The following is a 14,615-nucleotide window of genomic DNA, read 5'->3' on the forward strand; positions in this document are numbered from 1 at the left end:
TCCAACCCACATTCAGGCTGTAGAACACCGCGCACCCGAGCGCACGCTCCCCTCTTAGTTCAACGCCGGTGAGACACGCGTCGGCTGCATTCCATTCGTTTATGGCTGTGCTCGAGAACCCAGGGTTTGCGGTAATGTCTCGCGGTGAAACTGTGACTAGCCCGCCCATAAGAATATCATTCCCAGCGTTCACTCTACTCATATATGCGTGTTCAGACGCTTCACGCTGCTCTCGCCGCGCTCGTTGTTATTGGAACAGCGATCGCCGGGACGGGTCTACTGACGGTGCAGGCGACCGCAGGCCCACCAACGCCGCAGGTGATGGATGGCACGGCACAGTCAACGAACATCGCTGCTGAAGCGCCGCGTGGCCGGTGGGATCCCACCACAGGGACGGGAGAACTGATACTGGATAACCGGAGCTATTATACCGTATTTCAGGGTGAAGATGATATCGAGGCATGGCGGAATACGGATGGTGATGTGGTCTCCGGGACGCTGCTCGAGGGGGAGTCCGGAGCAAGCGAAGGCGACCTGCTTGACCTCACTAGCTCCATTCCAGCTGACCAGGCCACCGGGCGTTACTCCTCGGCGGAACTCACCGCTCGTGTTCTGGAACCCCGCATCTCGCAAGTTACACTCCGCAACCAGAATGGCGTCGAGATGGGTGCTGACGCTGCGATCCCGACGAATAATCCAGTGTTGGTGACGGCTGATTGGAATTACGTGCAGGCTGAAGATATCCAGATTGCCGTGGTTGACCAGAGTGAGGGGATTACGATCGAGAAGGAAGTGCTTGCGGCTTCGCCTTCAGACGCCCAAGCGGCGCAGTTGCCTGCGGACTTCTCGACGACGAATCTTAGTCGGGTGACCCAAGGTCTCGGAACGACGGGCCACAATACCGCCTACTGGCTCTTAGATTTCACCGAGGTTGACGAGGGAGCCTACACCCTTCGGATCAAGGGGTCGGATAGCCTGACTGCTAACGATGCCGCGTGGACAACCGAACTGAGTGTTGGTGAACCGACGGCCCCAACCGAAACCACGACCGCTCTGACGTCGACGACGCCACAGACGGAAACGACGGCTCCAGCCACTCCATCGACCGAGCGACCGTCCGAAACGCCGACCACAGAGGCGGTGTCTCCACGGACACCAACGAGGAGTCAGACATCGACGGTATCGCCCACGCAAACCACGACAGAAGTGGATGGGGCAGGGTTCGGACTAGCTACGGGACTGCTAGCTGGACTCGTAGTCGCTGCCGTCGTGACCCTACGTCGGCTGTAAGCCGACCGCGCCGACCGACACAAAATAAGATATCTCGAAGCCCCACGCGGGGTACGAGTCCCGGCTTCGTGGCGGAGCCAGTGCTGTCGGTCACAAAGCTTAGATTCCCAACCGTCAGGGTTGCCATGCCCGGCTAACACCGGGTGGGAGCACGTCACTGTTCGGCCTCAACTTAACACGGTCCCGCAGTTGCCCAAAGTATTTATCCGGACAATCACTTCGTTTAGACAACCAAGTGTCTCCCGGGGAATGTTGGAGGACGTATGACGGCGAGTCGACCACTACTGCGTTCGGTCTCTCAGGGGGCCGTCTCGACACCCCGGTTGATACGCCACTAGCCGCTTAACTCATGATGTATACTCTTTCCCAAGGTAGGCTGATCCGTCAGTTGCTCGTCGTGGTGGTGGTTACAGCAGCGGTCTGCGCACCGGTTGTCGGAGCTGCCAGCCCTGGCCCGGCATCGGTCTCCCACGAGTCCACTACGACCACCCCGAACTCGGAGAATCTCACAGCCATGAACGGCACCATACTGCGGTCCACGCAGTCGACCGCTGGAGCTTCCTCTTCCGATGGCTGGAGCCAGACGAGCTACGAACAGCCAGCTGGCGACATCGTCACCGTCTCGCTGAATCTGTCCACGATGACAGCGACCGACGGTGTTACTGCTGAACGTGGCTCGGCCCGCGATCACGCCTATATTCAACTTGGGGGGGTTTCAAGCGGCTTTCTCGACGTGCTCCGTGTCGAGGACGCTGACAGCGATGGAGATGTTACGTTTTCGATCAATACGCGGACGCTTGGGACGAGCGACAGTATCAGCGCCACAGCTAGCGACCTCGTTTACCACAGTGACGGTGACGTCATTCGGAGCAGCGTTCACGGCCGGCTTTCAACCGCTGACGACAGCCCCACCTTTCTCGGGCCGGACGGCTCCGAACTGACCGGATTTGGCGAATACCTCGCTGCATTAGGGCTCATCGACTCGGCATCGGCCGATCGTGGCATTGACCAACTTCGGCGGCCGTTGCAGCCGGGGAACTACTCTCTCCTCGCCAGTACAGCCGGTGAGTTCCGCGCCAATGCCACATCCGATTCTCGTGGCTCCGCTGAGTACACATCCAAACCGACGTCGCCCACCATCGAGGCAACAACGATCGAACTGACGAAGCCAGGCCTCGGCGAAATGTCCATCCAAGCTGCGCCGGCAGGGCCGGCAAATGCCGCTCCCAACCACACGGCATTGGTAGACTCCGCGACGGAGAGCCGGACAGTCACGGCGACCGACCGGATCGTGATTACCGCCGAGGCGACCGGCATTTATGGCCATCTCGTCGCGATTGAGGGAGGGTTCGAAGCGCTCTCAACAGGGTTCGATCCCGGAACTCTCTCGCAGTTGGAAACTAGAACCGGGGAGGGAGTTGAGTTTGCGGTTGAGTCGACTGACGGGCCGGTGCTACGCGGTCCCGGTCCTTCGGACGGACTTGAATCTCCACTTGAGGTGTTGGACCTCTCCACGCTTGACGCAACCGCTGTCACTGTGTATGCGGACAATACGGCGGGGAAACTCTACATTGTCGTCGATCCGCGGGCAACAGATACCTTCGCGTTGACCGACGACGCTAGCCGAAATTTCTCCGCTGCCCTCGAGTACCGCACCGACGCAACGTCGCCATTCCTCTTTGACCGTGAGGACCAGCACATCCAGTCGTACTATCGCGGCTTGGTGGGCGGTGCTGGCGGCGATGTCGATACACCCGCCTTCCCGTACTTTGAACCTGGTGAGAACACCACCGCGACGACCCAGTTCTCGCTCGTCGAACCACGCGTCCGGTTCGAGGGCACGGATGGGTGGGTGGAGTCGGGTTCCCCGGTTGTCGTCGACCGACAGTCTCCGACCCATATCCGCGGGAAAACGAACATCGCGCCCGGGACGGACGCGGAACTTCAACTGACATCCCGAGCGGCAAACACGTCATTCACGTCGTTGCAGCGGTCACCTGTCTCGATCGCCCCAAATGGAACGTTCTCTGGCACGCTCGACCTCTCCGAGGCAGCGGTCCGTGGGACATCGACTCTCTCGCTTCTGATTGATGGTACGGAGGTTGCTCGCACGGAGTTGGTGGTCGTTTCGGAGGTTCAGCAGACGGCGAACCAGTCTGTGCAAACGACTGTCGTTTCCGCTGAATCCGAGACGGACGCAGAGGAATCAGGCGGGACTACACCTAGCCTCACCCCGCTCACCGCCCTCATTGTGGTAGCCGCCGCGTTCGCGTGGCTGTTTATATCCCGGCGGTAGCACGCACCCGTCACCCCCCGATCGGGCCCAGCTGTGCGGAAGCGCGAGAGCTCGGGTGCCCGGGAGTTCCACCCGTTATATCCCAACGTTCGGGAATCCTCGCGCTTTAGCGCGGGGAGGATGTCAAGATGGCTGTCACGCCAGCTAATTCCCCTCTTCAGCCCGAGAAGCGACTGTAATCTACCGACGCACTAACTCGGGACTGAGGTCTTACCAACACGCCTATACTCGGGACGCCCGTCGCGTCGTACAATGGTATCCGCGTTAACTGACGCGCTCGCGTGGATCGTCGTCGCGGCGTTCGCCACGAGCGCAGTTCTCCAGGTGGACTACCGCCAGTACAGCAGGTACACGGCGGTTGCCGCGTGGACGCTGTTCGCGGTGTTCTGGGGGCTACTCGCGCCGTACTACTTCTTCGAGCACTTGAGCATCATCGAGGGTGCGTTGAGCGCGGTCGCCGTCCCCGCGTGTCTCTACACCGCGTACCTCGTCGGCACCGGGAAACGCCAGCTGGAGACGCTGACGCGCTCGATCGCCATCATGGGACTGTTGTTCCTGCCGTTCGAGACCATCGAGCCGGCGCGCCGGTTCGCCATCGAGACGGTCGCCCAGCAGGCCGAATGGCTGATGGCACAGTTCGGCTACTACCCGCCGGTCGTGGAAGGCGAACACGGCTACATGGCGAAGTTCGTGTTCACCGGCGAGCACGTCGTCACGGGCGAGTCGTGGAAGTTCCCGACGACCGTCCTGATGGCGTGTACGGGCATCGGCAGTATGTCCATCGTCGGCGGGCTCGCGCTCGCGGTGAAAGCGCCGTGGAAGCGCCGCGCCCAGGCACTCGCAATCGCGCTCCCGGTCATCTACGGGCTGAACGTGATTCGCGTGGCGTTCATCGCCGTCGCCCACGGCGAACAGTGGTTCCGCAACCCAACGATGCAGGACATCGTCTTCGCGGTGTTCCCGAGCGACGACCCGAACATGGTGTCGTACCTGTTCGCCGACCGTATGCTCGCGCAGTCCGCGTCGGTCGTCGCACTCGTCGTCCTGACGTTCGTGCTGCTGCGCATCGTCCCGGAGCTCGGCGGCGTCGTCGAAGACGTCGCGTACATCGCGACCGGCAACGAGTACGACATCACCGAGCAGTTCGCGGAGTAACGCCGCTCGAACTGATTCTCGGGGGCTGTGGCGGTCTCGTGACGAACTGCTCACGCTCGCCGCGTTACATCAGATTACATACTGTCGCGTATGCCGATCGACATCCAGTCCTTCGAGGAGGGCGACGAAGCCGACCTCCGAGCGGGCGGCCGAACGAACGCCGAGGAGGTGCTGGCGTTCCTCGCCTCGTCGCCGGACCAGGCGTACACGCCGAGCGAAATCCACGACGGAACGACCGTCGCACGCGGCAGCCTCGGCGTCGTCCTCTCCCGACTGGAAGACCGCGGCCTCGTTCGCCACCGCGGCGACTACTGGGCTATCGGTGACGTCGAAGCCCTCGACGTGACGCTCAGTTCGATGGCGACGGCGCGAGCTGCGACCGAACGGCTCGGTGCCGAAGACCCCGACGAGTGGGGCCCGGGCGTCGACGACGGTGACGAGAGCGAATAGCTGCCGGTCGAAGGCAGAGGTCACTTCGTAGCCGAGGATGACGGCAGTGTCACCGGTGTCGACGAAGAGACTGTACTCGCTCGCGCCAGCGACACGAGGTCCTACGCACGCTCTCAGTTCGCGGCGCCCCTCGCATTCCACGAGGACCGCTGCGCCCCATCGAAGCTTCCGACTCGCTTCTCCACAACGGGTTCGGCGTCGAACTCACCGAGGAAAGCGAGTCGCGTTGAGGCACGAGGCAGCGTCGCGGACGAAACAGTGAGCGGCGACGTGTGAATGCAGCGAGTATCGCCTACGAATCAGGGCGAGACGATATCGACGGGATGGTACCGTCGAACTCGTAGTCGCTCGCCCAGTTGATTGCTGGGTGGTCGATTTCGGCCGAGAAGCGGAGCTCCATCTTCTGGTCGGTCGCTTCCGCGACGTCAATCCAGTAGAGGTCGTCCGTTTCGGGGTAGCGAACGACGAAGGCATCGACCGCATCGTGGTACGTACTCTCGTGGTACTCGCCGTCTCTGGTGGTCTGGGAATGCGTGTTGAATCGAATTGTCCCCGTCTTCGTTTCCCAGGCTGTTTTGCACTGGATGCGGAGGAGCCGTCCATCGTCGTCGACGATGAGGTCGTACTTGTCGTTGTCCCCAAGGGGATGGAGACGCTATACCCGTTGGAGATGAGCGTGTGGAGGATCTTGGACTCGGTTGTGTCACCGACGGCCTTCGAGTTCGGACACATGGGCACGCAGCGCAATTTTCGTCGCTTTGGCAGATGAACCTCCGGACGGCCATGAAGCGACAGCGAACACTCAGTCGTGCGGGAACGAGGAAATAGACTGGACGAACCAACTGCTGTTCGATTGGGAAACAGAGAAGCGCCCGGAGCGGGATTTGAACCCGCGTCACGGCCGTGACAGGGCCGTATGATGGGCCACTACACCATCCGGGCTTGCTGCACTCATTCGTAGCCGGCTTGTATTCTTAAGACTTTCCAAACGGTGGGCGGTGTGCGTCGTGGTGGCGCGGGCCGCGACCGGAATCGTAGTTGACAAGACCTAAGTGCGCCGCGGATGAATTGGCCTGTAGTATCTCGTGAGAGGTAGTTCTCCCCCCATCCAGGCACATCCATGGTAGACGTAAGCCAACACGAACTCGTCCCCGAGCACACCGTCCTCGACGAGGAGGAACTCGAGGACGTGCTCGTGGACTACGACATCGACCGGACGGACCTGCCGAAGATCAAACGGAAGGACCCTGCCCTGCCGGACGACGCGGAGGTCGGCGACGTCGTCAAAATCGTGCGGGACTCGCGGACCACGGACAAAGCTATCGTGTACCGACTGGTGATCGAATAAATGCAAATCGAAGACCGACGTGAACTGTCGCGGGCGTATTTCTCGAAAGAACGACTCGCAGAGCACCACTTCAGGTCGTTCAACTCGTTCCTGAAGCGCGGCATGCAGGACGTCGTCACCGAGAAGGAGCGCATCGAGACGGACATCGGTGACAAGGAAGACGAGGAGCCGGTGTGGGTCGAACTCGGCGACGTCCGCATCACCACCCCGCGCGTGCGGGAGGCGGACGGCTCCGAGGAGCTGCTGTACCCACAGGAAGCCCGGCTGCGCAACATCACGTACTCCGCGCCGGTGTTCATGGAGATGAGCATCGTGCGCGGCGGCGAAGAGGAAGAAGAGCGCGTGCTGGACACGACGGAGACGAAGGTCGGCCGGATGCCGATCATGGTCGGCTCCGACAAGTGCAACATCGCGGGCTTCTCCGAGGAGGAGCTCATCGAGATCGGCGAAGACCCCGCCGACCCCGGTGGCTACTTCATCGTGAACGGCAGCGAGCGCGTGCTGATGACCAGCGAGGACCTCGCGCCGAACAAGATTCTCGCGGAGTACGACTCCAAGTACGGCGACGAGATTCAGGTCGCGAAGACGTTCAGCCAGCGCCGCGGCTACCGCGCGCTGGTGCTCGTCGAACGCAACCGCGAGGGGCTACTCGAAGTGTCGTTCCCCTCGGTCTCGGGTTCGATCAACTTCGTGACGCTGGTGCGGGCGCTGGGCCTCGAATCCGACGAGGAGATCGTCCACCGCGTCAGCGAGGACCCCGAGATTGTGAAGTTCATGCTGGAGAACCTCGAGGAGGCCGACGTCCAGACTCAGGAGGAGGCCATCGAGGAGCTCGGGAAGCGCGTCGCCTCCGGGCAGGGGAAAAACTACCAGCTGAAGCGCGCGAACTACGTCATCGACCGCTACCTCCTGCCGCACCTCCACGAGGAGGGTATCGAGGACGAGGAGACGCGCATCAACAAGGCGTACTACCTCTGCCGGATGGCCGAGGCGTGCTTCGAGCTCGCGCTCGACCGCCGCGAATCCGACGACAAGGACCACTACGCGAACAAGCGCCTCAAGGTCTCGGGCGACCTGATGAAGGACCTGTTCCGGACGGCGCTGAACAAGCTGGCGCGCGACGTGAAGTACCAGCTCGAGCGCGCGAACATGCGGAACCGCGAACTTACCGTCAACACGGTGGTTCGCTCGGACGTCCTCACGGAACGGCTCGAACACCCGATCGCGACCGGGAACTGGGTGGGCGGCCGTTCGGGCGTCAGCCAGCTCGTGGACCGGACGGACTTCATGGGCGTGCTTAGCCACCTGCGCCGCCTGCGCAGCCCGCTGAGCCGCTCGCAGCCCCATTTCGAGGCGCGTGACCTGCACGCCACCCAGTGGGGGCGCATCTGTCCCTCCGAGACGCCGGAGGGACCGAACTGTGGCCTGGTGAAGAACTTCGCGCAGGCGATGGAGCTCTCCCAGAACGTCGAGGACGAACGCGAACTCAAACGCGAACTCTCGTCGATGGGCGTCGAGGGCATCCCCGGAATCAGCACGGAAGCGACACCAGCGGACGACTAACATGAGCACGGAACGAGAAGCGAAAGTCTACGTCAACGGCAGTCTCGTCGGGACCCACGAGGACCCCGAGGAGCTGGCAGCACAGATCCGGGAGGCGCGCCGACGGGGAGAGGTCTCCGAGATGGTGAACGTCTCCGTGAGAGACCGCACGAACGAAGTCATCGTCAACGCGGACGCGGGCCGGGCGCGCCGCCCGCTGCTCGTCGTCGAGGACGGCGAGCCGCTCGTCACTGACGACGAGATGGACGCCATCGAGAACGGCGACATCGACTTCGAGGACCTCGTTCACGCGGGGAAAGTCGAGTTCATCGACGCCGAGGAAGAGGAAGACATCCTCGTCGGCGTCGACGAGGACGAACTCACCGAGAAGCACACCCACCTCGAAATCGACCCGCAGCTCATCTTCGGCATCGGCGCGGGGATGATTCCGTACCCCGAGCACAACGCCAGCCCCCGCATTACGATGGGCGCGGGGATGATGAAGCAGAGTCTGGGCCTGCCAGCGGCGAACTACCGCATCCGGCCGGACACCCGCCAGCACCTCCTGCACTACCCGCAGAAGGCAATGGTGAACACCCAGACCACCGAACAGATCGGCTACGACGACCGGCCGGCCGGGCAGAACTTCGTCGTCGCCGTCATGTCCTACGAGGGCTTCAACATCGAGGACGCCCTCGTCATGAATCAGGGCTCCGTGGACCGCGCGCTCTCGCGCTCGCACTTCTTCCGCACGTACGAGGGCGAGGAACGGCGCTACCCCGGCGGTCAGGAGGACCGCTTCGAGATTCCGAGCGACGACGTGCGTGGCGGCCGCGGTGAGGACGCGTACACGCATCTCGACGACGACGGCCTCGTCAATCCCGAGACGCAGGTCGACGACTCTTCGGTGCTGCTCGGGAAGACGAGCCCGCCGCGGTTCCTTGAGGAACCCGAGGACATGGGCGGGCTCAGCCCGCAGAAGCGCCGCGAGACGAGCGTCACGATGCGCTCCGGCGAGGACGGCGTCGTGGACACGGTCACCCTCATGGAAGGCGAGGACGGCTCGAAGCTCGCGAAAGTCTCCGTGCGTGACGAACGCATCCCCGAGCTCGGGGACAAGTTCGCGTCCCGCCACGGTCAGAAGGGCGTTGTTGGCCACCTCGCGCCCCACGAGGACATGCCGTTCACGCAGGAGGGCGTCGTGCCCGACCTCGTGCTGAACCCGCACGCGCTGCCGTCCCGGATGACGGTCGGCCACGTGTTGGAGATGCTCGGCGGGAAAGCCGGCAGCCTCGACGGGCGCTCCGTCGACGGCACGGCGTTCACCGGCGAGAACGAGGAGGAACTGCGCTCGACGCTGGAGGAGCGCGGCTTCAAGTCCTCCGGCAAGGAAGTGCTGTACTCCGGCGTTTCCGGGGAGAAAATCGAGGCCGAGATCTTCGTCGGCACGATTTTCTACCACAAGCTCTACCACATGGTGTCGAACAAGCTCCACGCCCGCTCGAAGGGGCCGGTCCAAGTCCTCACGCGGCAGCCGACGGAGGGGCGCGCCCGCGAGGGCGGCCTCCGCGTCGGGGAGATGGAGCGCGACACCGTCATCGGCCACGGCGCCGCGATGGTGCTCAAAGAGCGCCTGCTTGACTCCTCGGACCGCGAGGAGATTCACGTCTGCGGCAACTGTGGCATGACCGCCGTGGAGAACTACGAGCAGCGCCGCGTCTACTGTCCGAACTGTGAGGAGGAGACGGACGTGCACAGCCTCGAGATGAGTTACGCGTTCAAGCTCCTGCTCGACGAGATGAAAGCGCTCGGCATCGCGCCGCGACTCGAACTGGAGGACGCAGTATGAGCACAGGACAATCACCCATGGAAATCGGGGAAATCAGCTTCGGGCTGATGGACCCGGAGGAGTACCGGGACATGTCCGCGACGAAAGTCATCACCGCGGACACGTACGACGACGACGGCTTCCCTATCGACATGGGGCTGATGGACCCCCGCTTGGGCGTCATCGACCCCGGGCTGGAGTGCAAGACGTGCGGCCAGCGCTCCGGGAGCTGTAACGGCCACTTCGGCCACATCGAGCTCGCTGCGCCCGTCATCCACGTCGGATTCGCGAAGCTCATCCGCCGGCTGCTGCGCGGGACGTGTCGGGACTGCGCGCGCCTCCTGCTCACCGAGGAGGAGAAAGAGGAGTACCGCGAGGACCTCGACCGCACGCGCAGCCTCCGCGAGGACGTCTCCGACGTCACGAAGGCCGCCATCCGGGAGGCCCGCAAGAAGGACCACTGCCCGCACTGCGGGGAAGTCCAGTACGACGTCAAGCACGAGAAGCCGACGACGTACTACGAAGTCCAGCAGGTCCTCGCCAGCGACTACAGCGAGCGCATCGCGGCCGCGATGCAGCCCGACCCCGACGAGGACGACTCGGGCATCAGCCCGCAGGAGCTCGCCGAGCAGACGGACATCGAGATCAGCCGCATCAACGACATCCTCTCCGGGGAGTTCCGGCCGCGCCGCGAGGACCGCGAGGCCATCGAGGCCGCCATCGGCGCGGACCTCACTACCGAGGACATGAACAAGCTGATGCCCTCGGACATCCGCGACTGGTTCGAGGACATCCCCGGAGAGGACCTCGCCGTGCTCGGCATCGACCCCGACAAGAGCCGGCCCGAGTGGATGATTCTCACAGTGCTGCCGGTCCCCCCGGTGACCGCTCGGCCGTCCATTACGCTGGACAACGGCCAGCGCAGCGAGGACGACCTCACGCACAAGCTGGTGGACATCATCCGCATCAACCAGCGGTTCATGGAGAACCGCGAGGCGGGCGCGCCCCAGCTCATCATCGAGGACCTCTGGGAGCTGCTGCAGTACCACGTCACGACGTTCATGGACAACGAGATTTCGGGAACGCCGCCCGCCCGCCACCGTTCGGGGCGCCCGCTGAAGACGCTCAGCCAGCGCCTCAAGGGCAAGGAGGGGCGGTTCCGCGGCTCGCTGTCCGGGAAGCGCGTGAACTTCTCCGCGCGGACCGTCATCAGTCCGGACCCGACGCTGTCGCTGAACGAGGTCGGCGTGCCCGACCGCGTGGCGACCGAGATGACCCAGACGATGGTCGTCAACGAGCAGAACGTCGAACGCGCCCGCACGTACGTCCGCAACGGCCCCGAGGGCCACCCGGGCGCGAACTACGTCACGCGACCCGACGGCCGCCGCGTGCGCGTCACCGAGAAGGTCTGCGAGGAGCTCGCCGAGCGCGTCGAGCCCGGCTGGGAGGTCCAGCGCCACCTCATCGACGGCGACATCATCATCTTCAACCGGCAGCCGTCGCTGCACCGGATGTCCATCATGGCCCACGAGGTCGTGGTGATGCCGTACAAGACGTTCCGCCTGAACACCGTCGTCTGTCCGCCGTACAACGCCGACTTCGACGGCGACGAGATGAATATGCACGCCCTCCAGAACGAGGAGGCGCGGGCGGAGGCGCGCGTGCTGATGCGCGTCCAGGAGCAGATTCTCTCGCCGCGCTTCGGTGAGAACATCATCGGCGCGATTCAGGACCACATCAGCGGGACGTACCTGCTCACGCACGACAACCCCCGCTTCAACGAGACGCAGGCCTCCGACCTGCTGCGCCAGACCAGCATCGACGAGCTCCCCGAGCCCGCCGGCACCGAGGACGGCGAGCCCTACTGGGAGGGCCGACAGATCTTCAGCGAACTACTGCCCGACGACCTCAACCTCGACTTCACGGGGACGGTCGGCGAGCCGGTCGTCATCGAGAACGGCCAGCTCCTCGAAGGCACCATCGCCGAGGACGAAATCGGTGGGTTCGGCGGCGAAATCGTCGACACCATCGCGAAGGTCCACGGGAAGACCCGCGCGCGCATCTTCATCAACGAAGTCGCGTCGCTGGCGATGCGCTCGATCATGCACTTCGGGTTCTCCATCGGCATCGACGACGAGACCGTCTCCACGGAGGCCCGCGAGCGCATCGACGAGGCCATCGGGTCGGCGTACGACCGCGTGCAGGAACTCATCGAGACCTACGAGAACGGCGACCTCGAGTCCCTGCCCGGCCGCACCGTCGACGAGACCCTCGAGATGAAGATCATGCAGACGCTCGGGAAGGCCCGCGACTCCGCCGGCGACGTCGCCGCGGAGAACTTCGACTCGGACAACCCCGCAGTCGTCATGGCCGACTCCGGCGCGCGTGGGTCGATGCTGAACCTCACGCAGATGGCCGGCTGCGTCGGCCAACAGGCAGTCCGCGGCGAGCGCATCAACCGCGGCTACGAGGACCGCACGCTCAGCCACTTCGAGCCGAACGACCTCTCCAGTGAAGCCCACGGCTTCGTGGAGAACTCCTACACGAGCGGGCTCACGCCCAAGGAGTTCTTCTTCCACGCGATGGGCGGCCGCGAGGGGCTGGTGGACACGGCAGTCCGCACCTCGAAGTCCGGCTACCTCCAGCGCCGCCTCATCAACGCGCTCTCCGAGCTGGAGACCCAGTACGACGGCACGGTCCGCGACACCAGCGACACCATCGTCCAGTTCGAGTTCGGCGAGGACGGCACCTCGCCCGTCGAGGTGTCCTCCAACGAGGAGGTCGATGTCGACGTCGAACACATCGCCGACCGCATCATCGAATCCGAGTTCGACTCCACGGAGGAGAAAGAGGCCTTCCTCGGCGTGCAGGAGCCGCCGACGAACCTCTCCGAACACGGCGCGTCCTGGGAGGTGGAATCCGATGACTGACATCACTCCTGCCATCCGCGAGCACGTCGAGGGCACGGAACTCCCGCGACGGCTCAAGGAGCGCGTCTACGACACCATCGAGGACCGCGACGACGTCACCATCCCGGAAGCCAAGGACATCGCGACCGCGGTCGAGTCCCAGTACATCGACACGCGCGTGGACCCACTGGAGCCGGTCGGGACCGTCTCCGCGCAGTCCATCGGGGAGCCGGGGACGCAGATGACGATGAACACGTTCCACTACGCGGGCGTCGCGGAGATGGACGTGACACAGGGCCTGCCGCGGCTCATCGAGCTCGTGGACGCCCGGAAGACCCCGGACACGCCCATCATGACGGTGTACCTCGAGGACGAGTACGCCGAGCAGCGCGAGCGCGCCCACGAGGTCGTCTGGAACATCGAGGCGACGAAGATTCTCGCGCTCGGTGACATCTCCACGAACGTCGCCGACATGGTCGTCCAGATCGACCTCAACGAGGACACCCTCCAGGAGCGGTGGCCGCTGATGGACTCCACCACCGAGATTGCGGGCGAAATCGCGGAAACCATCGAGGGGAGCCTCGGCGTGCAGGTCACCCAGCAGGGGACCGTCCTGGAGTTCGGGCCGAGCGAGCCGTCGTACCGCGAGCTGCTCCAGCTCGTCGAACAGCTCCGCGACATCGTCTTCAAGGGCATCGAGGACGTCTCCCGCGTCGTCATTCGCCGCGAGGAGACCGACGAGGGCGAGGAGTTCGTCCTCTACACGGAGGGCTCGGCGTTCAAGAAAGCCCTCAGCATCGAGGGCGTCGACGCCTCCCGCACGTCGTGTAACAACATCCACGAGGTCCACAAGACGCTGGGCATCGAGGCCGCCCGCGAGGCCATCATTGAGGAGACGATGACCACGCTCGAAGAGCAGGGTCTCGACGACGTGAACATCCGCCACCTGATGCTGGTCGCGGACATCATGACCAACGACGGCACCATCCAGTCCATCGGCCGGCACGGTATCTCCGGGAACAAGGACTCCGTGCTCGCGCGCGCCGCCTTCGAGGTCACCGTCAGCCACCTGCTGGACGCCGCCATCTACGGCGAGTCCGACGACCTCGACGGCGTCATCGAGAATGTCATCGTCGGGAAGCCGGTCCAGCTCGGCACCGGCGACGTCGACCTCCGGATGGGCGCCAGCAACTCCGACTGATGACAGTCAGGCTCTCCGACGAGGCGCGCCGCCTCATCGCCGCGTTCGAGGACGAGACCGACGCCAGCGCTGTCGACTGCGTCGTCGACGACGAACAGGACCGCGTCATCTTCGTCGTCGCCGCCGGCGAGATGGGGTCGGCCATCGGCCCCGGCGGCAGCCGCGTCGAAGAGCTCGAAGAGAAGCTCGGCCGCGACGTGATGCTCGTCGAGGACGCGCCCACGCCGGAGGGGTTCGTCGCGAACGCGCTCTCCCCCGCGGCCGTCTACAACGTCACCATCAGCGAGAACGACACCACGGTCGCGTACGCCGAAGTCGCCCACGAGGACAAGGGCGTCGCCATCGGCACCGGCGGGAAGAACATCGAAGCCGCCAAACAGCTCGCGAAACGGCACTTCGACATCGACGATATCCAGCTCACGTAGTACTTTTTGCGCTGCGCTCGGCGGCTTCGCCCCCTCGCTCGGCAAAAGCTACGCTAAAAACACTCCTCCTTCGTGGTTCGAGAGAGCGGAGCTCTCTCGTCATCACGAAAGAGCGCTATGCGCTCTTTCGAACGACTTCGTTTCACTCCGCTCAGTCGTCGGCCCGAGCGC

Annotated in this window: 11 protein-coding genes and 1 tRNA gene; 10 read left to right on the forward strand and 2 right to left on the reverse strand. The window is 63.9% G+C overall.

Annotated features, from left to right (window positions below; genetic code table 11):
• Positions 1-204: 204 nt before the first annotated feature.
• From HHUB_RS16490 to HHUB_RS01100, 4 genes are all read left to right on the forward strand, one after another.
• The gene (locus tag HHUB_RS16490) at positions 205-1,290 is read left to right on the forward strand and encodes a hypothetical protein (protein ID WP_157533971.1); all 1,086 of its coding nucleotides are present in this window, start codon (positions 205-207) and stop codon (positions 1,288-1,290) included.
• 514 nt (positions 1,291-1,804) lie between these two features.
• Positions 1,805-3,586, forward strand: coding sequence for a BGTF surface domain-containing protein (locus HHUB_RS01090; RefSeq protein WP_157533972.1), 1,782 nt, complete (start codon positions 1,805-1,807; stop codon positions 3,584-3,586).
• A gap of 252 nt (positions 3,587-3,838) precedes the next feature.
• Positions 3,839-4,741, forward strand: a complete 903-nt coding sequence (gene artA, locus HHUB_RS01095; RefSeq protein ID WP_059055410.1) for an archaeosortase A — start codon at positions 3,839-3,841, stop codon at positions 4,739-4,741.
• A gap of 90 nt (positions 4,742-4,831) precedes the next feature.
• Positions 4,832-5,191, forward strand: coding sequence for a MarR family transcriptional regulator (locus HHUB_RS01100; protein WP_059055412.1), 360 nt, complete (start codon positions 4,832-4,834; stop codon positions 5,189-5,191).
• A 292-nt stretch (positions 5,192-5,483) separates the two neighbouring features.
• On the opposite strand, the gene HHUB_RS16010 is transcribed toward HHUB_RS01100, so the two are convergent.
• Entirely contained in the window at positions 5,484-5,807 is a 324-nt protein-coding gene (locus HHUB_RS16010) for a group I intron-associated PD-(D/E)XK endonuclease (RefSeq protein ID WP_238324034.1), read from the reverse strand.
• 253 nt (positions 5,808-6,060) lie between these two features.
• Positions 6,061-6,133 (reverse strand) — tRNA-Asp (locus HHUB_RS01110).
• Between the two features lie 178 nt (positions 6,134-6,311).
• Between HHUB_RS01110 and HHUB_RS01115 the strand changes: the two genes are divergently transcribed.
• From HHUB_RS01115 to HHUB_RS01140, 6 genes are read left to right on the forward strand one after another with little or no spacing between them, the layout of a single operon-like run.
• The gene (locus HHUB_RS01115; RefSeq protein ID WP_059055416.1) at positions 6,312-6,539 is read left to right on the forward strand and encodes a DNA-directed RNA polymerase subunit H; all 228 of its coding nucleotides are present in this window, start codon (positions 6,312-6,314) and stop codon (positions 6,537-6,539) included.
• Positions 6,540-8,102, forward strand: a complete 1,563-nt coding sequence (locus HHUB_RS01120; RefSeq protein WP_059055418.1) for a DNA-directed RNA polymerase subunit B'' — start codon at positions 6,540-6,542, stop codon at positions 8,100-8,102. It abuts the gene before it with no gap.
• Between the two features lies 1 nt (position 8,103).
• Positions 8,104-9,930, forward strand: a complete 1,827-nt coding sequence (gene rpoB / locus HHUB_RS01125) for a DNA-directed RNA polymerase subunit B (protein ID WP_059055420.1) — start codon at positions 8,104-8,106, stop codon at positions 9,928-9,930.
• A complete protein-coding gene (locus HHUB_RS01130) occupies positions 9,927-12,839 on the forward strand; it encodes a DNA-directed RNA polymerase subunit A' (RefSeq protein WP_059055422.1) in 2,913 nt (970 codons plus the stop codon). Before rpoB ends, HHUB_RS01130 begins: the two co-directional genes overlap by 4 nt.
• Positions 12,832-14,019: a DNA-directed RNA polymerase subunit A'' gene (gene rpoA2 / locus HHUB_RS01135; protein ID WP_059055424.1), complete on the forward strand. Its 1,188-nt coding sequence runs from the start codon at positions 12,832-12,834 to the stop codon at positions 14,017-14,019. The genes HHUB_RS01130 and rpoA2 overlap by 8 nt, the downstream gene beginning before the upstream one ends.
• The gene (locus tag HHUB_RS01140) at positions 14,019-14,444 is read left to right on the forward strand and encodes a NusA-like transcription termination signal-binding factor (protein ID WP_059055425.1); all 426 of its coding nucleotides are present in this window, start codon (positions 14,019-14,021) and stop codon (positions 14,442-14,444) included. The genes rpoA2 and HHUB_RS01140 overlap by 1 nt, the downstream gene beginning before the upstream one ends.
• Positions 14,445-14,615: the final 171 nt, after the last annotated feature.

It is taken from the genome of Halobacterium hubeiense, assembly GCF_001488575.1.
In the GTDB taxonomy this organism is placed as follows: domain Archaea; phylum Halobacteriota; class Halobacteria; order Halobacteriales; family Halobacteriaceae; genus Halobacterium; species Halobacterium hubeiense.

Excerpts from the sequence above, each read along its gene's own strand:
- HHUB_RS16490 (WP_157533971.1), top strand. The coding sequence starts at position 205 with ATGCGTGTTCAGACGCTTCACGCTGCTCTCGCCGCGCTCGTTGTTATT.
- HHUB_RS01090 (WP_157533972.1), top strand. The coding sequence starts at position 1,805 with ATGAACGGCACCATACTGCGGTCCACGCAGTCGACCGCTGGAGCTTCC.
- artA (WP_059055410.1), top strand. The coding sequence starts at position 3,839 with ATGGTATCCGCGTTAACTGACGCGCTCGCGTGGATCGTCGTCGCGGCG.
- HHUB_RS01100 (WP_059055412.1), top strand. The coding sequence starts at position 4,832 with ATGCCGATCGACATCCAGTCCTTCGAGGAGGGCGACGAAGCCGACCTC.
- HHUB_RS01115 (WP_059055416.1), top strand. The coding sequence starts at position 6,312 with ATGGTAGACGTAAGCCAACACGAACTCGTCCCCGAGCACACCGTCCTC.
- HHUB_RS01120 (WP_059055418.1), top strand. The coding sequence starts at position 6,540 with ATGCAAATCGAAGACCGACGTGAACTGTCGCGGGCGTATTTCTCGAAA.
- rpoB (WP_059055420.1), top strand. The coding sequence starts at position 8,104 with ATGAGCACGGAACGAGAAGCGAAAGTCTACGTCAACGGCAGTCTCGTC.
- HHUB_RS01130 (WP_059055422.1), top strand. The coding sequence starts at position 9,927 with ATGAGCACAGGACAATCACCCATGGAAATCGGGGAAATCAGCTTCGGG.
- rpoA2 (WP_059055424.1), top strand. The coding sequence starts at position 12,832 with ATGACTGACATCACTCCTGCCATCCGCGAGCACGTCGAGGGCACGGAA.
- HHUB_RS01140 (WP_059055425.1), top strand. The coding sequence starts at position 14,019 with ATGACAGTCAGGCTCTCCGACGAGGCGCGCCGCCTCATCGCCGCGTTC.